17 protein-coding genes are annotated in these 19062 nt (G+C 69.9%); 4 read left to right on the top strand and 13 right to left on the bottom strand.

Going from position 1 to position 19062, the window contains the following annotated elements; translation table 11 throughout:
- Window positions 1-53: 53 nt before the first annotated feature.
- Together CU254_RS29385 and CU254_RS29380 are read right to left on the bottom strand one after the other, a co-directional pair.
- Window positions 54-899: an SAM-dependent methyltransferase gene (locus CU254_RS29385; protein WP_009081926.1), complete on the bottom strand. Its 846-nt coding sequence runs from the start codon at window positions 897-899 to the stop codon at window positions 54-56.
- Between the two features lie 84 nt (window positions 900-983).
- On the bottom strand, window positions 984-2129 hold the full coding sequence (locus CU254_RS29380; RefSeq protein WP_009081924.1) for a pyridoxal phosphate-dependent aminotransferase: 1146 nt from the start codon (window positions 2127-2129) through the stop codon (window positions 984-986).
- 108 nt (window positions 2130-2237) lie between these two features.
- On the opposite strand from CU254_RS29380, the gene CU254_RS29375 reads away from it, so the two are divergent.
- The gene (locus CU254_RS29375; protein ID WP_009081922.1) at window positions 2238-2996 is read left to right on the top strand and encodes a GntR family transcriptional regulator; all 759 of its coding nucleotides are present in this window, start codon (window positions 2238-2240) and stop codon (window positions 2994-2996) included.
- 46 nt (window positions 2997-3042) lie between these two features.
- Here the strand turns inward: CU254_RS29375 and CU254_RS29370 are convergent, their stop codons facing one another.
- From CU254_RS29370 to CU254_RS29335, 8 genes are all read right to left on the bottom strand, one after another.
- Entirely contained in the window at window positions 3043-4530 is a 1488-nt protein-coding gene (locus CU254_RS29370; RefSeq protein ID WP_009081920.1) for a CoA-acylating methylmalonate-semialdehyde dehydrogenase, read from the bottom strand.
- Between the two features lie 84 nt (window positions 4531-4614).
- Complete coding sequence (locus CU254_RS29365) at window positions 4615-5409, bottom strand: SDR family NAD(P)-dependent oxidoreductase (RefSeq protein ID WP_009081918.1); 795 nt, start codon at window positions 5407-5409, stop codon at window positions 4615-4617.
- On the bottom strand, window positions 5406-6569 hold the full coding sequence (locus tag CU254_RS29360; RefSeq protein WP_037715189.1) for a glycine C-acetyltransferase: 1164 nt from the start codon (window positions 6567-6569) through the stop codon (window positions 5406-5408). The genes CU254_RS29365 and CU254_RS29360 overlap by 4 nt, the downstream gene beginning before the upstream one ends.
- Window positions 6566-7117, bottom strand: a complete 552-nt coding sequence (locus CU254_RS29355; RefSeq protein WP_009081914.1) for a cysteine hydrolase family protein — start codon at window positions 7115-7117, stop codon at window positions 6566-6568. The genes CU254_RS29360 and CU254_RS29355 overlap by 4 nt, the downstream gene beginning before the upstream one ends.
- Entirely contained in the window at window positions 7114-8442 is a 1329-nt protein-coding gene (locus tag CU254_RS29350; RefSeq protein ID WP_009081913.1) for an MFS transporter, read from the bottom strand. The genes CU254_RS29355 and CU254_RS29350 overlap by 4 nt, the downstream gene beginning before the upstream one ends.
- 40 nt (window positions 8443-8482) lie before the next feature.
- The gene (locus tag CU254_RS29345) at window positions 8483-10195 is read right to left on the bottom strand and encodes a hydantoinase B/oxoprolinase family protein (protein WP_009081911.1); all 1713 of its coding nucleotides are present in this window, start codon (window positions 10193-10195) and stop codon (window positions 8483-8485) included.
- Window positions 10192-12270 carry a hydantoinase/oxoprolinase family protein gene (locus CU254_RS29340; protein ID WP_009081910.1) on the bottom strand — a complete coding sequence of 693 codons (2079 nt, stop codon included), beginning with the start codon at window positions 12268-12270 and terminating at the stop codon, window positions 10192-10194. The genes CU254_RS29345 and CU254_RS29340 overlap by 4 nt, the downstream gene beginning before the upstream one ends.
- Window positions 12271-12528: 258 nt before the next feature.
- Window positions 12529-13290: an alpha/beta fold hydrolase gene (locus CU254_RS29335; protein WP_037715186.1), complete on the bottom strand. Its 762-nt coding sequence runs from the start codon at window positions 13288-13290 to the stop codon at window positions 12529-12531.
- 66 nt (window positions 13291-13356) lie between these two features.
- Here CU254_RS29335 and CU254_RS29330 point away from each other — a divergent pair, with 66 nt between their 5' ends.
- Window positions 13357-13776, top strand: coding sequence for a MarR family winged helix-turn-helix transcriptional regulator (locus tag CU254_RS29330; RefSeq protein ID WP_009081906.1), 420 nt, complete (start codon window positions 13357-13359; stop codon window positions 13774-13776).
- A gap of 11 nt (window positions 13777-13787) precedes the next feature.
- Here the strand turns inward: CU254_RS29330 and CU254_RS29325 are convergent, their stop codons facing one another.
- Window positions 13788-14786 (bottom strand): YafY family protein, encoded by a 999-nt coding sequence (locus tag CU254_RS29325; protein ID WP_009081904.1) that lies wholly within the window; start codon window positions 14784-14786, stop codon window positions 13788-13790.
- Between the two features lie 84 nt (window positions 14787-14870).
- Here CU254_RS29325 and CU254_RS29320 point away from each other — a divergent pair, with 84 nt between their 5' ends.
- Together CU254_RS29320 and CU254_RS29315 are read left to right on the top strand one after the other, a co-directional pair.
- Entirely contained in the window at window positions 14871-15269 is a 399-nt protein-coding gene (locus CU254_RS29320; RefSeq protein WP_009081903.1) for a VOC family protein, read from the top strand.
- Window positions 15270-15317: 48 nt separating this feature from the next.
- Complete coding sequence (locus CU254_RS29315; RefSeq protein ID WP_037715183.1) at window positions 15318-15839, top strand: phosphoribosyltransferase family protein; 522 nt, start codon at window positions 15318-15320, stop codon at window positions 15837-15839.
- 248 nt (window positions 15840-16087) lie between these two features.
- Here CU254_RS29315 and CU254_RS29310 read toward each other — a convergent pair whose 3' ends face one another.
- Window positions 16088-17776, bottom strand: a complete 1689-nt coding sequence (locus tag CU254_RS29310) for a bifunctional diguanylate cyclase/phosphodiesterase (RefSeq protein WP_037715181.1) — start codon at window positions 17774-17776, stop codon at window positions 16088-16090.
- A gap of 220 nt (window positions 17777-17996) precedes the next feature.
- Window positions 17997-18905 carry an SAM-dependent methyltransferase gene (locus CU254_RS29305; RefSeq protein ID WP_009081897.1) on the bottom strand — a complete coding sequence of 303 codons (909 nt, stop codon included), beginning with the start codon at window positions 18903-18905 and terminating at the stop codon, window positions 17997-17999.
- Between the last annotated feature and the right edge of the window lie 157 nt (window positions 18906-19062).

The raw sequence follows: 19062 nt of genomic DNA, 5'->3' as shown, positions 1-19062 counted from the left end.
TGTTCCCCTCGAAGGAAAAGAGGGGAACACCGGCCCGTAGATCTGGTGCGGAATCAGGGTTTCCGCGCGACCCCGACCGCCACGATGCGCTGCGCGACCGTCGGCTCGCCCAGCAGCGGGCCGTCCGGCCACCATTCGACCACTGGCACGATTTCCGCCGGTTTGTTCGGCCCGCTCGGGATCAGCTCCAGGTCGTGGAACAGTTCCTTGATCTCGGCGCGGGTGCGGGACGAAACGTCCTTCATCGACCCGTTGTGGACCGATTCGATGATGCCCTGCACGGCCTCGTCGTCCTCGGAGCCGTCGTGGGCGTCGAGGAGATGCGAAATCGCCACGTACGAACCGGACGGGAGCCGGTCGATGAATTCCTTCGTCACCTTCGCTGGCAGCTCGCGGTCGCCGGTCTGGTGGTGCAGCGCGAGCAGGAACAGCACCGCGATCGGCTGGTTCCAGTCGAGGTGCTCGTTGACCGTCGGGTGGTCGAGAATGCTCGGCGGGTCGAAGAAATCGGCCTGGATGTATTCGGTGAATTCGTTTTCGTCGAGCAGCGCGCGTCCGTGGCTGGCCACCACCGGGTCGTAGTCGACGTAGACGACCTTCGTCTGCGGATCGGCCCGCTGCACGATCTGGTGCACGTTCTCCGAGGTCGGCATGCCGGAACCGCAGTCGATGTACTGCCGGATGCCCGCGTGGTAGGCGAGGAACCGGCAGATCCGGGTCATCAGGTGCCGGTTGACCCGGGCGGTTTCCGCGATGTCCGGCATCACGCGGGCGGCTTCCCGCGCGACCTGCCGGTCGATCTCGTAATTGTCTTTCCCGCCCAGCAGATAGTCGTAAACGCGGGCGGCGCTCGACTCGTTCGGGTTGACCCCCGGCGGTGCGTTGAGTGCGTCGGACACGACGCGTACCTCCCGCGTGTTGACACGGTGATAGATGCCGTACCGAGAGTAGCGGACTTCCCCGAGGCTGCGAAACCGGTTCGGCTATGCCTCCCGGAGGGCTTTCCCCAACGCGCTGACCAGCTGTTCCAGCACCGGCTCCGCCGCGCCGAAGGTGAGCCGGACGTGCGTGCCCGGGGCGTGCAGATCGGCCCCGCGGATCGCCGTGACTCCGTTGCGCAGCAAGGCCCGGTCGATGTCGTCCGGGCTGCCGCCGAGCCGTCCGCAGTCGGCGAGCAGGAACGCGCCGCCGCCGGGGCGCACCGGGGCGGGCAGGCCGACGGCCGCGATGCCGTCGCACACGAGGTCGCGTTTCCGCTGGTACGTCGAATGCTCCCGGTCCAGCCAATCGCGCGGCCCGGTGAGGGCGGCGGCCGCCGCGTATTGCGCGACCGCGCCGCAGCACACCGCTTCCCACTGCAGGCGGCGTTCCATCGCGTCGACAATTTCCGCCGGCGCCAGCACATAGCCGATCCGCCAGGTCGCGAGCGCGAAGTACTTGCTGAGGCTCGCGACGGTGATCAGGTGCGGCCATTCCCCGGACAGTCGCTCGATCGGATGGTGTTCGTTCTGGTCGAAGGCGAAATGCCGCCACGAATCATCGGAGATCACGACCAGGCCGTGGCGGGCGGCGAGACCGACCACCGCGGCGACAGTTGCGGCATCGGGGAGGTAGCCGGTGGGATTGACCGGATTGCACAGAAGGAGAGCACGGCTGCGGGAAGTGACCGCGGCGGCCATGGCGTCGAGATCGAAGGTCCAGTCCTTTCCGGGCGGGACGTACACGGGCGCCGCGCCGGATTCGCGGATGGCTCCGTCGAAGAAATACGCCGGGGTCGGCACGATCACCTCGTCGCCGGGTTCGAGAACGGTCCGCAGCACCAGGGAAAGCCCGTGCTGCGCGCCGTGCGTCACCAGCAGCCGGCGCTCGGGGTCGACGCCCGGGCCGTGCTCCGCGGCGATGGCCGCGCGGAGTTCGGGAAGTCCCCGGCTGTCGCGCGGGTCGGGTTTGCCCATCGCCTCGCAGACCGCCTCGCGCACGTGCGCGGGCATCGGCAGGACCGGGGCTCCGACGAGCGGGAGCATCGGGACGCCGGTCTCGCGGGCCCGGTCGCGAGCGCTCAACGCGCCGAGCGCCGGGACGTCGCGGGAAGCGGGGAGGGCCCAGGAAGTCGAGCTGCTTCGCGGCATGACTCCAGCTTCGCACACTGAGATATCAATTACAAGAGTAGATATCTTTGAGGGGGACCAGTGAAGCGCTTGTGCCATATCAACCAGCCGTACTGGTATTCTGAACGCGTGTCCGACATCCACGACGTCCTTTCCGGCACGACGCACATTCCCGCGTTGCTGCTGGTCGGCAAGGACGAATCCGGCCTCGACCGGACCAGCCAGGCATACCGGGCGATCCGCCGGCAGATCATCGATCTGACCCTGCGGCCCGGCAGCAGTTTCACCGAGACCTCGCTTGCGCAGCAGTGGCAGATCAGCAAAACGCCGGTGCGCGAGGCGCTGGCCCGGCTGCGCCGCGACGGGCTGGTCAGTGCGCTGCCGCGTGCGGGCTACAGCGTCAGTTCGATCACGTTGCAGGACACCGACGATCTGTGCGGCCTGCGGTCGCTGCTGGCCGCCGAAGCGGCCGCGGAAGCGGCGCGCAACGGCATTCCGCCGGCGGCGCTCGAACGGCTCGAAATCCTCTCGAAAATCTCCGCCGATTACGTGGCGGGCGAGACGAAACCCGACGACTGGCTGCCGATCGGGATCGAATTCGAGGCCATCATGGCCCATTTCAGCGGCAACAACCGGCTCGTCAAATCGCTCGTCGACGTGCTCGACGAATTGGAGCGCGTGCTGCGGCTGGTGCTGATGATCGCTCCGGACGTCGCGAGCCCGCCGGGCGAACTGCGCGCGATTTTCGAGAGCCTGTGCGACCGGGACCCGGAGGCGGCGCGCAGGTCGATGCAGGCGCGGTGCGAGCGGGTGCGCCGCGACGTGCTGCAGGTGCTGACCAAGAGCACGTCGGTCAGCCGCGCGAACATCGAAATCCCGTTGAATTGAACCGGTGCGGCCCGGGGAGCGCGTTCTCCCCCGGGCCGCGACCCGGTCAGACCGCGGTCGGGAAGTGCAGGCTCGCCCCCTCCGGGGATTCCGGCCAGCGGCTGGTCACGGCCTTGGCGCGGGTGTAGAAGGCGACGCCCTCGGGGCCGTGCATGTGGTGCGCGCCGAACAGCGACTGCTTCCAGCCGCCGAACGAATAGAACGCCATCGGCACCGGGATCGGGACGTTCACGCCGATCATCCCAACCTGCACCGACCGCTGGAACTGCCGCGCCGCCCGGCCGCTGCCGGTGAAAATCGCGGTGCCGTTGGCCCAGTCGCTCGCGTTGATCAGGTCGATCGCTTCGGCCAGCGAATCGACGCGCACGACCACGAGCACCGGGCCGAAAATCTCGTCGCGGTAGATGCTCATTTCGGGGGTCACGCTATCGAAAAGTGTTGGCCCGACGAAAAATCCGCCCTCTTCGACGGTGACGTCCCGTCCGTCGACCACGAGTTCGGCGCCCGCGGCGACCCCGGCGTCGAGGTAGCCCCGGACGCGCTCCAGTGCTTCCGGCGACACGACCGGTCCCATTTCGGACCCCGGCGTCAGCCCGGGACCCACCTTGATCGCCCGCGCCTTTTCGCCGATCAGCTTGACCAGCGGTTCGGCCACGTCGCCGACCGCGACGGCGACGGAAATCGCCATGCACCGCTGGCCAGCCGATCCGTACGCGGCGGAAACCAGGTGCTCGGCAGCGTTTTCGAGGTCGGCGTCGGGCAGGACGACGGCGTGGTTTTTCGCGCCGCCGAGCGCCTGCACGCGTTTGCCGTTGGCGGTCGCGCGCTCGTGCACGTACCGCGCGATCGGCGTCGAGCCGACGAACGACACGGCGGCGACGTCCGGATGGTCCAGCAACGCGTCCACCGCGACCTTGTCGCCGTGCACGACGTTGAAAACGCCGTCGGGCAAGCCGGCCTGGGCGTAGAGTTCGGCGACGAAGTTGGCCGCGGAAGGGTCGCGTTCGGACGGTTTGAGGACGAACGTGTTGCCGGTCGCGATGGCGATCGGGTGCATCCACATCGGGACCATGGCGGGGAAATTGAACGGTGTGATGCCCGCGCACACGCCGAGCGGCTGCCGGAACGAAAACAGGTCGATACCGGTCGAAACCTGGTCGGAGTACTCGCCTTTGAGCAACTGCGGGATGCCGCAGGCGAAATCGACCACTTCCAGGCCGCGGACGAGTTCGCCCTTCGCGTCCTCGAACACCTTGCCGTGTTCGGCAGAAACGATCCGGGCCAGTTCGTCGAGGTGCTTTTCGACCAGCGTGCGGAACGCGAACATGAGCCGCGACCGGCGCATGACCGAGGTGTCGGCCCAGTCCGGCAGCGCGAGGCGCGCCGCTTGCACGGCGGCGTTGACGTCGGCGGGTTCGGCGAGCAGCACTTCGGCTTGACGCTCGCCGGTCGCCGGGTTCCACACCGGCGCGGTCCGGGTCGAATGACCGGTGGTTTCCCGGCCGCCGATGCGGTGTCGGATGGTGGGGTGCACGAGAGAACTCGCCTTCTGGTGAGGAGCGGGCGCAGCGTCGGACGTCGATGCTGCGGTCTGGCAAGGGTTTCGGCGCGGGAAACCTCAGACGATGAGGTCGCCGCCGTTGATGTCGATCGCGGCGCCGGTGACGTAGGCCGCCCGGTCGGACGCGAGGAACGCGACGAGTTCCGCGACTTCCCAGGGCAGCCCGGCGCGCGGCACGGGGAACGACCGGGTGGCTTGGTCCAGCGCCGCCGCGGAAAGCAGGCCGCGGACCATCGGGGTGTCGATCAGGCCGGGACAGACGGCGTTGACCGTGATCCCGTCCGGGCCGTAGTTCTTCGCGAGGTGCCGGGTGAGGCCCAAGACGCCGTGCTTGGCTGTCGTGTAGTGCGCGCCGCCCGCGGTGCTGATCGTTTTTCCCGCCGTGGAAGAGAAATTGACGATCCGGCCCCAGCCGCCGGCGCGCATCGCGGGCAGGGCGCGCTGGCAGCACAGGAACGTTCCGTGCACGCTGACCGCGAGCACGCGATTCCACTCGGCTTCGGTGATCTCTTCGAACGCCGTCGGTGGTGCGATACCGGCCGCGTTGACCAGGATGTCGAGCCGGGATTGCTCGGCCAGCACCGCGTCGAACGCGCGGCCGACCCGGTCCGCGTCCGTGACGTCGACCGCGATCGAGCGGAGCCGTTCCACCGGAACCGACAGCGTCGCCGCCAGTTCCTCGACGTCTGGTGCGGCCGGGTCGAACACCGTGACGGTCGCGCCCCGGCTGGTCAGCGCGTGCACTGTCGACAGGCCCATCCCGCTCGCGCCGCCGGTCACGATCGCGACGCGGCCCTCGAGTTCGCGGCTGTCGATGCTGGTCGGAGCACGGAGGCCGGCGTCGGTGCTCATGCGGCGGCCACCAGGTCGCGCACCCGTCCGAATGCGGCGGCCGCCTGTTCGAGGTGTTCGCGCGTGTGCGCGGCCGAGACCTGGACACGGATCCGCTCTTCGCCGGCCGGGACGACCGGATGCGAGAGCGCGAAGACGAGGACGCCTTCCCGCCGCAGCGCCGCTGCCATCTCAACGGCGAGCGTTCCGCCGCGCAGCATCACCGGGACGATCGGGTGTTCGCCGGGCAGCACCTCGTAGCCGAGATCCCGCAACGCGTTCCGCATCCAGGAAGTGTTGGCGGACAAGCGTTCTCGCAGCTCCGGGCGGCTGGCGGCGAGCCGGATCGCGGTCAGCGCGGCAGCCGCCAGCGGGGGTGCCATGGCGTTGGTGAAGATGTACGGCCGCGAAACCTGGCGCAGGGTTTCGGCGACCACGCGCGGCCCGGCGACGAAGCCTCCGGCCGCGCCGCCGAGTGCTTTGCCGAGCGTTCCGGTGACGAGGTCGACCTCTCCGACCAGCCCGAAGTGCTCGGCAGTGCCTCCGCCGAGCACCCCGGTCGCGTGCGAATCGTCGACCAGCAGCACCGCGTCGTACCGCCGCGCCAGTTCGACGAGCTGGGGGAGCGGGGCGAGGTCGCTGTCCATGCTGAACACGCCGTCGGTCACGATCAACCGGTGCCGTGCCTCCGAGCTCTCGCTGAGATATCGCTCCAGCTCGGTGAGATCTGCGTGGGCGTAGACGCGCCGCCGGGCCTGCGACAGCCGGATGCCGTCGATCAGGCTGGCGTGGTTGAGCGCGTCGCTGAAGATCACGTCGTCAGGGCCGAGCAGGGCGGCGAAGACGCCGAGGTTCGCGTCGAAGCACGAGCCGTACAGCACGGCGTCCTCGGTGCCGACCAGCTCGGCGATGGCCGCCTCGAGTGCACTGTGGACACTCCGGGTGCCGCAGAGCACGCGGCCGGCGGCCACGCCGAGTCCCTGGTCAAGCATCGTTTCCCGGGCCGCGGCAAGGACTTCCGGGGACCCGGCGAGACCGAGGTAGTCGTTGGAGGCGAGGTTGACCAGCACCTCGCCGTCCACGCCCACCGTCGGGCCCTGCGCACCGGAGACCACGAGGTCGCGCCGCGCCCGGCGGCCCTCGAGTTCGGTGCGGAGCCGGTCCAGCAACGCCGTGTTCACGCGGTGTCTCCTCTCCATTCGGCGCAGGACACGACCTCGAATCCCCGGCTGGGGAAGACCTTGTCCAGCAAGAAGTCGTTGACGTCCGGGTCGCCGTCGGCGCATCCGTCGCGCAGCACCGTCACCCCGTAGCCGCGGTCCGCCGCGTCGTAGCAGGTGGCGGTGACCATCGCGCTGGTCGCCACTCCGGCGACCGCGAGGTCGCGGACGCCCCGGGCGCGGAGCACGAGGTCGAGGTCCGTGCCCGCGAACGCGCTGGCGCGGCGCTTGAGGACGACGACGTCTTCCGGGGCGACCGGCAGTGCCAGTTCGGTGCCCGGCGAGCCCTCGTGGAACGCGTCCCCGGCGTCGAAGAACGAGCGGTACAGCGCGCCGTGGGGAAGGTCGGTTCCGTTGTCCCGCATGGCGAAGTGCACGAAGACGACGAGCACGCCGGCCTTCCGGGCCCGCGGCAGCAGGCCGGAGAGCGGAGGCACGACCCCGCGGGCGAACGGGTAGCCGTCCGTGATGCCCCGCTGGATGTCGCCGACGATCAGTGCAGTGGTCATGAAAGGTTCCCGTCCAGTCGTTCCATCCGCCGCCCCGTGGTGAGCAGGGCGGTCAGTCCTGCCGACATGATGATCGCGATCGCCAGCAGCGCATAGGTGAAACTCCCGGTCGCCGACGCGACCGCGCCGGTGAAGTACGGGCCGATGAACCCGCTGAGGTTGCTGACCGAGTTGATCAGCGCGATCCCGGACGCGGCGGCCGCGCCGGTCAGCCCGATCGCCGGGATCCGCCAGAACTGCGGCATCGCGGTGAGGATTCCGGAGACGCTCAGACAGACCGCGATCACGAACAGCGGACCGCTGCTGGTGAACGTCGCCAGCAGCAGGCCGACAATACCGAGCGCCATGGGGATGGCAGTGGCGGTGACTGCCGTACGACGGGCCGCGAATCGGGCCCACACCAGCAGCGCGAGCAATGCCACCGCGTACGGGATCGCGGACAACAGGACGCTGCTGACATCTCCGGCGCCGCCGATGCTGTGCGTGATGGACCGCAGCATGGTCGGCAGGAAGAACTGGAGCGGGTAGAGCCCGAACGCGATGGCGAACCAGGTCACGGCCATGACCCAGACGCGGCGGCTGGTCAGCGCCTCGCGCAGGCCGGAAAGCGCGCCGTAGGCCCGGTGTTCCTCGGCTTCCGCGGCCAGCGTCGCCTCGATCGCGGCCTTCTCGTCGTCGTCGAGCCAGCGGGCGGTGGCCGGGCGGTCGGGCAGGAAGACGAAGACCAGGATGCTGACCACCACCGTCAGGAGGCCCTCGACGAGGAACAGCGACCGCCAGCCCGCGATGCCGAACAGCTGCTGGCCCCATTCGAGCAGCGCGGCGGCCAGCGGCGAGCCGATGATCGAGGACACCGGCGTCATCAGGAAGAACGCCGACAACGCCCAGGACCGCTGGCGGCGCGGAAACCACAGCGTCAGGTAGAGCAGGATCCCGGCGGCGAGCCCGGCCTCGGCGAACCCGAGCAGCAGCCGGGCCAGATACAGCGTCGCGGCCGAGTTCACCGCCGCGGTGGCCGCGGTGACCAGGCCCCAGGTGATCATGATGCGCGCGATCCACTTCCGCGCGCCGAACCGCCGCAGCGCCAGGTTGCTCGGCACCTCGACGAGGATGTAGCCGATGAAGAACAGCCCGGCGGCGAGCCCGATCTGGCCGGTGCTCAGGTGCAGGTCGCGCGACATCGGGGCGGCGAGGTAGCCGACGTTCGCGCGGTCGATGTAGCTGGCCACGTAGGCGAGCCCGACCAGCGGGATGATCCGGAGGCCCGCTTTCCGCCAGGTGCGCGGTGCGACAGTGCTCCGGCCGGCGGCGACATGGGAACTCATGGCGAAGTCCGATCTGTCGGGGAATGGGAGTGGTGGTATGTCAGCGCGTCCCGCCGCGTACAGCAGCGGTGGCGGCCAGGTCGATCCCCCCGTCGTCGATGACGACGCCGTAGTCCCGGGCGGCCCCTTCGCGGGTGACCTTGCCGTCCAGGACGTCTTCGAGCACCCGTTCCGGTTCGCGGCCGAACGGGTGTCCGTGCCCGCCCCCGCCCGCGGTCACGTGCCGGTGCCGGGACCCGGCGGTCATGGTGAAGTGCGGTTTGGACTCCAGCACGCGTTCGCCCGGACCCCCTTGGTCGAGGACGTTGAGCGACGGCGTTCCCGGCGCGCCGCCGTCCAGCCCGTACGGCAGGAACTTCCGCCGGTCGGACCGGATCTGCACGCTGGCTTCGGGGGCCAGCAGGGTCATGTCGCGGAACGTCGCGAGCCCGCCGCGCCAGCGTCCCGCGCCGCCGCTGTCGGGCAGGTAGCCGTAGCCGTCGATGCGGAGGTGGCCGGAGCGTTCGAGTTCCTCGACCGGCGTGTTGGTCAGGTTCGCGCCCAGCGAGCTGATCCCGTCGACGCCGTCGCGGTCGGGCCGGGCGCCCCACGCGCCGGCGAGCGGATCCCACAGCACCATGGATTCGCCGTCCGGTCCGACGAGCCCGATCGCGATGCCGTCCGGACCGCCCTCGCCCGCGGCGGGCACCCGGTCCGGGAACACCGGCGCGAGCGCGCCGAGCACCGCGTCGATGATCCGGAAACCGACCAGCCCGCGGGCCCCGCGCGCGGCCGGGCGCTGTCCATTGAGGATGGACGCTTCCGGGATGACGAAGCTGAACGGCCGGTAGAACCCGCTGTTCGCCGGGATGTCGGAGGCGAGGACGCCTTGCAGCGCGGCGTAGGCGGCGGAGCGGGTGAACGATTCGGTCGCGTTGAGCGCGGAGCCGACCTGCGGCGAGGAACCGGTGAAGTCGAGTTCGATCCCGGCGTCCGACAGCGTCGCCTTGACGCGGATCGGGATCGGTCCGGAGCCGAGTCCGTCGTCGTCGATGTGGTCGGTGAACTCGTACGTGCCGGGCACGGCTTCGGCGAGCGCGGCGCGCAGGAGGGTTTCGGAGTAGTCGAGCAGTTCGTCGATCAGCTCGGCCAGCCGTTCGACGCCGTGCCGCTCGGCGAGGGCGCGCAGGCCTTCGGCACCGGTATGGCAGGCGGCCAGCTGGGATTCCAGGTCGCCGCGCAGGAGTTCCGGTTCGCGGACGTTGCGCAGCAGCACGCGCAGGAAGGTTTCGTTCGTGGCGCCCGCGTCGATCAGCCGCACCGGTGGGATCTGAATTCCCTCGGCGAAGATATTAGTGGACTGGACTGCCATCGACCCGGCCGCCCAGCCGCCGACGTCGGTGTGGTTGACGACGGTGACCGCGAAGCCGAGCAGCGTTTCCCCGGCGAACACTGGGGAAACCGCGAAGATGTCCGGCAGGTGCATGCCGCCGAGCGACGGGTCGTTGAGCAGGTAGAGGTCGCCAGGCCGCACCGAATCGCCGAACTCGGCGAAGATCGCCTCCATCGCGTCCGGAATGGACCCGAGATGTACCGGCAGCGTGTTGGCCTGCGCGATCACCCGGCCGCGGGCGTCGCACAACGCGGCGGAGAAGTCCATGCTGGACGCGACGAGCTGCGAATGCGCGGTGCGCAGGATGGTGATCGCCATTTCGTCGGCGATCCCGGTGACGGCGTTGCGGAAGACCTCGAACGTCACGGCGTCGCGGATCATGCGGCACTCCAGGTGATCACGATGTTGTTGAACCGGTCGCGGTACGCCTGCGCGCCGGGCGGGACGAGGGTGGTGGCGTCCATGTCCTCGATGATCATCGGCCCGGCGGTCGGTTCGGCGCCGAGCGCGGACCGGGTGAGCACCGGGGCGGAAACTGTTTCGGCGAAACGGCATTCGCGCGTCTTCGGGGCCTGGGTCTCCGTCTCCGGGAGCGCCAGTACGTCCGAAATGGACATCGGGGTGGGCTGCCTGCCGCGCACGCGGAGGTTCACCGGCTCGACCAGGTCGTCGGTGCCTGCCCGGCCGTAGGTGCGCTTGTGCTCGGCGTGGAACCGGGCGCGGGTTTCGGCGAGCAGTTCCTCGGTGAGTTCGCCGTCCGGGACGCGGATCCGCAGTTCGAAGCGCTGTCCGCGGTAGCGCATGTCCAGCAGCCGGTCCACGACCGCATCCTCGCCGAGTTCCTCCCGCACCTTCGCGGACAGCCTCGCGAACTCCTCGGCCAGCGCTGGTATCTCGGCGAATTCGGCGCGGTAGGGCGAGAGTTCGTGCTGTTCGGTGTCGGCGACCAGCAGGCCGAGGCTGCTGAAAAGCCCGGGGTGCACCGGCACGAGCACGGTGTCGATGCCCAATTCGCGGGCCAGCGCGGCAGCGTACAGCGGGCCCGCGCCGCCGAACGCGACCATCGTGGCCTCGCGCGGATCCCTGCCGCGCTCGCTGGTCACCGCTTTGACCGCGGTTGTCATACTAGAAACGGCGACCTGATATGCCCCGCGGGCGGTCCCTGGGATGTCATCCCCGAGCTGTTCGGCCACTGTGGACAGTGCCTTTTCGGCGAGGTCCGGGTGAATCGCGACGCGGCCGCCAGCCAGCGACTGTGGGCTGAGATATCCCAGCGTGACGTTGGCATCCGTCAGGGTTGGCAGTTCGCCGCCCTGGCCGTAGCAGGCCGGGCCCGGCCGCGACCCGGCGCTCGCCGGTCCGACATGGAGCGCGCCTGCCGGGTCGACGGAGATGATGCTTCCGCCGCCGGACCCGACCTCGGCGATGTCGATCGACGGCGCCCGCACCGGGTAACCGGCCCCGGAACTGAGCCCGCGTGCCACGTTCATTCCGCCGCCGACCTCGTAATCCGCCGAGACGAACGGTTCCCCGTGCTCGATCAGCGAGGCCTTCGCCGTGGTTCCGCCCATGTCGAAAGCGACCACTGTGGACAGACCGATCAGCTGCGCGAGCTTCTGCACCGCGGTGACCCCGGCGGCCGGGCCGGATTCGATGATTTGCACCGGCCGTTGCGCGACCGAAGCGGCATCGAGCAGACCCCCACTGGACTGCATGACCAGCAGCGGCGCCTGGACGTTTTCGGCGCGCAGTCCTGCTTCCAGCCGCGTGAGGTAACCGTGCACCGCCGGGCCGACGTACGCGTTGACCGTCGCCGTGCTGGTGCGCTCGAATTCGTGCGGCTGCGGGGAAACGTCGACCGACGCGGTCACGTAGACGCCTGGCAGTTCGGCGCGCAGCAACTCGGCGACTCGCCGCTCCTCGTCCGGCCGGACGTAGGAATTGAGCAGGCACACGGCGATCGCTTCGATGCCGTCCACACGCAACTGCTCGGCCAGCGCCCGGACCTCGTCCGCGTCGGTCGCGGGAGCGAGCTGTCCGTCGGCGGTGATGCGCTGGTCGAGTTCGTAGCGATTCCTCCGGCGCGCCAACGGTTGCGGCTTCGACCAGGACAGGTCGTACAGCGCGGGACGCCGCAACCGCCCGATTTCCAGTACGTCGCGGAAGCCGCGGGTGGTGACCACCGCGGTCCGGACGCCGCTCATCGACAGGATCGCGTTGGTGGCGACGGTCGTGCCGTGCAGCATCGCGACGACGGACTCCGGCTTCGTTCCGGCGGACGACAGCACCGCGGTCGTCGCCGTCACGACGCCCGCGCCGTAATCGGGCGGCGTCGACGGCACCTTCATCGGGACGACCTCGCCGGCCGGGCCCAGCGCGATGACGTCGGTGAACGTGCCGCCGATGTCGGCGCCGACCCGCCAGCCGGCCGGTCGAGGATCGTGACTGCGAGGCACTGCGATCTCCTTCGTTCAGCGAGCGACTGGGATCACAGTAGGTCTGAGTTGAGATATCAGCAAGCAGCAGTTGCCATTTTTTAATCCAGAACTGGTCGTATCAGACGGTGACGGCAGGTATTGCTGAGGTGGCCGCTTGACGTGCGATTCGGTGCGTGGACCTGCTGGTTTGTGGCGGAACGGGCCGGTTGAGGGTTGGCGGTCGTCCGATGTGGTCGGTGGCGGCTGGTGGGTGAAGCGCTTGGCTGGGCGAGCTGGTTATGCGTCGAGGGCGAGCAGTGCGTCGAGCAGTTGCTGCGGAGTTTCGACCTGCGGCAGATGTCCGGTGCGGGGAAGCACGGTGAACGTCGCGCCCGGGATGGCGGCGGCGTAGGCCTCGCCGTACCGCGGGTCGGCGATGCGGTCGCTCTCGCCCCACAGGACGTGCACGGGGATCTGCGTTGTGCTCAGGCGTTCGGCAAGCGTCGGGTCGGTCATCGCCGGGCCGGTGTAGCTCACGAGGGCCAGGACGTCCGGGCTCGGACCGCTGCTGCCTGCTGGCGGGGTCGGCGCCTTGGCCGGGTCGTGGAACGAGAACTGCTGGATTTCCGCGACGGTTTTGCCGCGGACGTCGGCCAGCGGATGCCCGTCGACCTCGATGCCGATCCCGTCGACGACCACCGCGCGGCTGACCCGCGGGCTGTGCAGCAGCGCGATTTCCGCGGCCAGCCAGCCGCCGAAGGAGTTGCCGACCACGGTGACGTCCGAGAGGTCGAGGTGGTCGAGCAGTGCGACGTACGCCTTGGCCAGTGCGGGGACGTCGGTGAGTTCGGCGGCTTTCGGCGTGCCGTTGAAGCCGGGATGGGTGGGCAGCAGGACGCGCGAGCGGGTGCGTTCGGCGAGCAGGTCGGCGAAACCGGCCATCGTCGCGACGCCGCCTCCGCCGTGCAGCAGCAGGAAGGTCCGGGTGCGGTCGTGGTCTTGGACGGTGATCTCGACCGGTCCGGCCGAGCGGAACTGGAGGGTCTGGGAGGAAGTCATATCAGGAACCTTAGATAAGGATGTTGAGATAAGCAACCTGTCTTGGAACGGGGTAGGCTCCCGGCCATGAAGTACCGCCACGCCGACGTCGCACTGGCCGTCAAGCGCCTGCAGCATCGCCACCACCGCGCGCTGAGCCAGGCATTGCAGCCGTTGGGGCTGTCGCTGGTGCAGTGGGATACGTTGCGGCACTTGGACAATCACCCGGAGGCGTCGCTGCACGACCTCGCCGTGCTGACCTTCCAGACCGACCAGTCCTTCGGGACGCTGGCCGCGCGGATGGTCGATCGCGGCCTGATCGAGCGCGTGCCCGGACCGGGCCGGGCGGTGCGGCACCGGCTGACGGAGAAGGGCGCGGAGCTGCGGGCGACGGGGCAGGAACTCGTGGACGTCGTGGTGAAGAAGTCGTTCAGCGGGCTTTCGGCGGCGCAGCTCAATGAGCTGGGTGCGTTGCTGGACGTCGCACTGGAATCCGAGCCGGCGTAACCGGTGCGGGCTCAACTCGTCGAGGCGGGTGCGCTTCCGGAAGCCGCGCCCGAGCCGGCCCGGGCGTAACCGGCCAGCCGGTCGGCGAACGCGCGCATCTGGTCTTGGAGCGCGTCCGGTTGCTCGATCACGAACGCCCGGTCGAGGGCGGCGAGCCGAGGCGGGATCCAGTCGAGGCGTTCGGCTCGGATGCGTGCGCGGGTCCACGGGTCGTCCGCTTCGAGGATGGCGATGGACGGCGGGAACACCGCGCGGATCTCCTCGGCGGTCGCGCGGATCCGCACTGCTACGTCGTGCCGGTGCGGTGCTTGGGCGATGCCGGTGAGCACCTGGTGGGTCGGGTCGAAATCCGTTGGGGCGCTGAAGGTTCCGGCCTGCGGTTCGGCCCGCTCGATCCGGTCGACGCGGAACGTGCGCACCTGTCCGGCACTTGAGTCGAAGCCGGTGAGATACCAACGGCCGGAATGTGCCACGACACCGTACGGCTCGACGACGCGTTCGCTGCCTCGGCCGTGCGCCGCGGTGTAGGCGAGCTTGACCGGACGCTGGTCGCGCGCTGCCTCGGCGACTGCGAGAAGTACCTCCGCCTCGGCGGTGAGCGATGTGCGGGCGGGTGCGGTGAAGTCGGCGACCTGCAGCAACGCGTCGAGCCGACGGCCCAGCGCCTCGGGCAGCACCCGGCGGACCTTCGCGACCGCGCTTTCCGCGGCCGCGACCGACGTGGTGACCAGCCCGGCACGCCGTCCCGCGACCAGTCCGAGCAGGACCGCGAGAGCTTCCTCGTCGGTGAGCATCAGCGGCGGCATCCGGTAGCCCGGCGCGAGCCGGTACCCGCCGTAGCGCCCGCGCACGGAGCGGACCGGAATGTCCAGGTCAAGCAGGTGTTCGACATACCGGCGGACGGTGCGTTCGTCCACGTCCAGTCGCTCGGCGAGTTCGGCGACGGTCCGGGTGCCGCCGCTCTGGAGGATCTCCAGCAGCGCCAGCACGCGGGCGATCGGCCGGGTCATGCGGAGAATTCTCGCAATACCGGGCGGATCCTGTCCACTATTGCTCCTAGCGTGGCCACCAGGCAACGAGAGAGGAACCTGGCCGTGCAGTTGACTTCCGTCCGAATCATCACCAGCGACGTCGACCGTCTGACGTCCTTCTACGAGCAGGTCACCGGCCTCGTGGCGAGCCGGCCGGCGAAGCAGTTCGCCGAGTTCGTCGGCGCGACGGCGACGCTGGCGATCGGCAGCGCCGAGACGATGGCGCTGTTCAGCGCGGGTGCGGCGGTGCCGGAGGAGAACCGGACCGTCATCCTGGAATTCCTGGTCGAGGACGTGGACCACGAGTTCGCGCGGCTCCGCCCGCTGCTCGCCGAGGTCGTGCAGGAACCCACGACGATGCCGTGGGGCAACCGTTCGCTGCTGTTCCGCGACCCGGACGGCAACCTGGTGAACCTGTTCGCGCCGCAGACCGAGGAGGCGCGCGCCCGGCTCGCGAGGTGATCGGAAAACGCCTGGCCGGACCGCCCGGTGACCGGCGAGGATCACCGCATGACACGCGCACTTCTGCTGGAGCGGTTCCGCTGGGCCGACGGACACGCCGATCTCTGGCCGGTTTTCCGGGACGGCGCGGCGTTCGCCGAGGTGGTCAAGGCGCTGGCCGAGCCGTTCCGGGACGCGGGCGTGACCGCGGTGTGCGGGATCGAATCGCGGGGTTTCCTGCTCGGCGGGGCCGTCGCGCTGGAACTGGGCGTCGGATTCGCCGCGGTCCGGAAGGCCGCCGGGCTGTTCCCCGGCGAGAAGCTGACCCGCGAAACGGACCCGGACTACCGGGGTTTCCGGCACGTCCTCCGGATGCAGCGGTCGGCGCTCTCGCCCGGCGACCGGGTGCTGCTGGTGGACGACTGGATCGAGACGGGCAGCCAGGCGCTGGCCGTACGCGATTTGGTGACCGGGGCGGGCACGGAGCTGGTCGGTTGCGCGGTGGTGGTCGACCAGTTGGACCCGGCGAAACGGGCCCGGGTCGGGCGGGTGCATGGGTTGCTGGCTGCGGAGGAATTGCCGGATTGCTGATGCCGCGGAGCTGGTCGGCCGCACGGTGCTGGTCGACCGGTTCGATCCGGTGAAACGGGCCACGGGGTCGGGCGGATGCATGGGTTGCTGGCTGCGGAGGGGTTGCCGGATTGCTGATGCCGCGGAGCTGGTCGGCCGCGCGGTGCTGGTCAATCAACTCGGCCCGGCGAAACGGCTCCGACCCGGGCACACGCGTTGCTGGCCGACCCGGTGGATTGCCGACGCGGAAGCGAGTGCGCCAGGCTCAGCTATTGCTGGGAAAGCAACATCGGAGCGCGCCCGTTCAGCTCCTTGCCGCCACGGAGAATCTGCGCCCGCCCGGCCCCCGGCCAGCTGTTGACCCAGCTCGATCCGCGGATCCCCTTCGCCTGCTTCTTCAGCGGCGCCAGCAACCGCGCGCTTTCCCGGTACGACCCGGAACCGGTCTGGACCAGGCTCGCCAGGGAGAGCGTGACCGGCACCCCGTCGGCGGACCAGTCGTGGCCGAGGACCGCGTCGGCGAGGGACGTGATGTCCTCGACCCCGCACACGACCAGGAAATCGTCGCCGCCTACGTGGCCGACCGTGACGTCGCCGAGTCGCCGGGCGTGGTCGGTCAGGGCTCGGCCGATGGCGCGGATCAGGTCGTCGCCCGCGGCGAACCCGGCGGTGTCGTTGAGCCGCTTGAAATGATCGATGTCCAGCCAGGCCACGACAAACGGCCGTCCGGCGCCGGCGCGGCGGGCGACGTCCTGGGCGATCGCGTCGCTGCCGGGCAGCCGGGTGAGCGGGTTGAGCGCGACCGCGGCCTCGACCTTCACCGCGGCCATCCGGCGCATCACCTCGTTCGGCCGCACCACGCCCTGGTACCGGCCGGACGCGTCGGTCACCACGAGGTCGTCGCCGCTGTGCTCGGCCCCGCCGTCGGCGATGAGTTCGAGCAGTTCGCGGGTGCCGGTGTCGATCCGGACCAGCCGCGGCGGGCCGGCCAGTTTCGCGGCGGGTTTCCCGGAGTACAGCGCGTGCCCGTACCGGCCGGTCACCGCGAGCAGGAACCGCATCCGGTCGATCGTCCACTGTGGACGCGCCTGCTGGTCGAGCCCGACGATGGCCTTCGGCGCGTGCTCGGCGGACAGGATCGCGTGGACGTCGTCGCACGTCGCGTCGTCCGGCAGGGTTTTCGCCTGGCGGAGGAACTCGGGGATCCGCAGCCCGGCGGAGGGCGAGACCACCATGGTGCCCGGCTGGTCGCCGCGTTCGGCGGTGGGCAGCACCCGCTCCGGGGCGGCGGTGGCGAACAGATTCCCTTGCACCAGCCGGATTCCGGAGCGCCTTGCGACGTCGAGTTCCGCGTCGTTCTCGATCCCCGTCGCGACGAGCCGCAGGTCGGTTTGCGCGGCGAACTGGACCAGCGCCTCGACAAGCGCGACGGTCGCCGCGTTCGCCGGGAGCCGGCGCAGCGTCGCGCGGTCCAGTTTGATCATCTCGATCGGCGCTTCGGCCAGCAGGTTCATCGGCAGGCCCGCCGCGCCGAGCCGGTCGAAGGCCAGGCGGAAGCCGAGGTCGCGGAGCCGGTGCAGGCCCCGCAGCAGGGTTCCCGGATTCGGGGCGGCGAGCGGCGCGGTGACTTCCAGGACGACGTCGGCGGGACGGCGGCCCGTGCGTTCCAAGGTCTGGAGCAGCGGGATGAACCGTTCGGCGGGCGCGCCGGCGGTGCTGGCGCTCAGGTTGAGGTGCAGCGATACCCCGGCGGCGGTTGGCCCGACCGCCGCGGCCGCGCGCGCCGCGAGGTCGAGGTCGGCTTCGATCAGCTGGGCGTGGTCGCCCGCCGCGTCGAGGAGATCCTGGACCCAGCCGGCCGCCGGATGCCCGACCGCTTCGACTGCGACAGCCGAGCCGCTGTAGAGGCTGTACAGCGGCTCGAAGGCGAAACGGACCTGGTCGGCGGGGGCGAGCACACGCAGATCCTCGCTCGGAACGCACGGATCTCCATGAAACCGTTATCTCCCGTTGACCTGCCCGGTCGGCGCTCGAACCGGAAAACTTCTCGGGATCGTTGGCTGTGCTCGGGATTCGCGCGATACGGGAGCAAACCGTCGGTATGGCCCGTGAGGACCATCACAATTCGGCTACGCAGCATGCGTGACCAGGTGTGATGGCTCGGCCACGGGCGATGCGCTACGCCAATACGCCGCTGATGTACCGCAGGTCGCCCACGCGCAGATCGTCGTCCCGCAGCGGAGGCAGGCCGTTGGCCGCGAGCAGTTCCCGGACCGTGCTTCCTCGCACCGCCCAGCCGAGCCCCTCCAGATAGGGAGCCGCTTCGTTGCGCTCGCCGAAGTAGCGCAGCCTCGTCATGTCGGTGTCGAAACCCTCGCCGCGCCATTGCGCAGAGATGCGGTCCAGGCGTTCCTTCGTCTTGTCCTCTTCGCCGGGGCGCGGGTTGGGCCGGTTTTCGGTGGCGACGCGGCTGCCCGGCGCGCTGAGTTCGGTGATGGTGTCCAGCAATCGATCTTGCGCTTCGGGCGGCAGATATCCCAGCAGGCCCTCGGCGCTCCACGCGGTCGGCCGCGCCGGGTCGAAACCGGCGGCACGCAGGGCGGCGGGCCAGTCTTCGCGCAGGTCGACGGCGACCGGCCGCCGGTCGGCGGTGGGTTCGGCGCCCAGTTCGGCCAGGGTGCGGGCCTTGAACTCGACCACCGGTTCCTGGTCGATCTCGTACACGACGGTTCCGTCCGGCCAGGGCAGCCGGTAGGAGCGGGAGTCCAAACCGGACGCCAGGATCACGGCCTGGGCAATGCCCGCGGCGGCCGCGTCGAGGAAGAACTCGTCGTAGAACTTGCCGCGGATCTTGGCCGCGTCGACCCAGACCTGCCCGACGAGGGTGCCCGACGCGGTCTCCCCGGACGCCAGTTTGGCGAGCAGGTCGACGCCGACCGCCTGGACGAGCGGTTCGGCGAACCGGTCGGAGAACAGCGTGCCGTCCTCGCGGGTCGCGATCGCCCGCGCCGCCGCGGCCATCGTCGCGGTCGCGCCGACACTGGACGCCAGGTCCCAGGTGTCTCCGTCGTGCCGGGCAGAAGTCATTGTGCCGCCTCGTCTTTCGCCGGGTGCCGAGACCGCAACCTACTCCGATCTCGACACCGTGTCGCACAGTTCGCCAGGTTTCTTCCGGCACCGCGTCGGAGCGTCCGGCCCGCCGTGCTGCGTAACGTGCGGGGCCGTCGAGGCGGTGAGGAGACGA

This window comes from Amycolatopsis sp. AA4, from assembly GCF_002796545.1.
Taxonomy (GTDB): Bacteria; Actinomycetota; Actinomycetes; order Mycobacteriales; family Pseudonocardiaceae; genus Amycolatopsis.
This window is presented reverse-complemented; position numbering and strand designations above follow the sequence as displayed.

Excerpts from the sequence above, each read along its gene's own strand:
- CU254_RS29335 (WP_037715186.1), bottom strand. The coding sequence starts at position 13,290 with ATGACTTCCTCCCAGACCCTCCAGTTCCGCTCGGCCGGACCGGTCGAG.
- CU254_RS29355 (WP_009081914.1), bottom strand. The coding sequence starts at position 7,117 with ATGACCACTGCACTGATCGTCGGCGACATCCAGCGGGGCATCACGGAC.
- CU254_RS29305 (WP_009081897.1), bottom strand. The coding sequence starts at position 18,905 with ATGACTTCTGCCCGGCACGACGGAGACACCTGGGACCTGGCGTCCAGT.
- CU254_RS29325 (WP_009081904.1), bottom strand. The coding sequence starts at position 14,786 with ATGACCCGGCCGATCGCCCGCGTGCTGGCGCTGCTGGAGATCCTCCAG.
- CU254_RS29380 (WP_009081924.1), bottom strand. The coding sequence starts at position 2,129 with ATGCCGCGAAGCAGCTCGACTTCCTGGGCCCTCCCCGCTTCCCGCGAC.
- CU254_RS29330 (WP_009081906.1), top strand. The coding sequence starts at position 13,357 with ATGAAGTACCGCCACGCCGACGTCGCACTGGCCGTCAAGCGCCTGCAG.
- CU254_RS29345 (WP_009081911.1), bottom strand. The coding sequence starts at position 10,195 with ATGATCCGCGACGCCGTGACGTTCGAGGTCTTCCGCAACGCCGTCACC.
- CU254_RS29365 (WP_009081918.1), bottom strand. The coding sequence starts at position 5,409 with ATGAGCACCGACGCCGGCCTCCGTGCTCCGACCAGCATCGACAGCCGC.
- CU254_RS29315 (WP_037715183.1), top strand. The coding sequence starts at position 15,318 with ATGACACGCGCACTTCTGCTGGAGCGGTTCCGCTGGGCCGACGGACAC.
- CU254_RS29350 (WP_009081913.1), bottom strand. The coding sequence starts at position 8,442 with ATGAGTTCCCATGTCGCCGCCGGCCGGAGCACTGTCGCACCGCGCACC.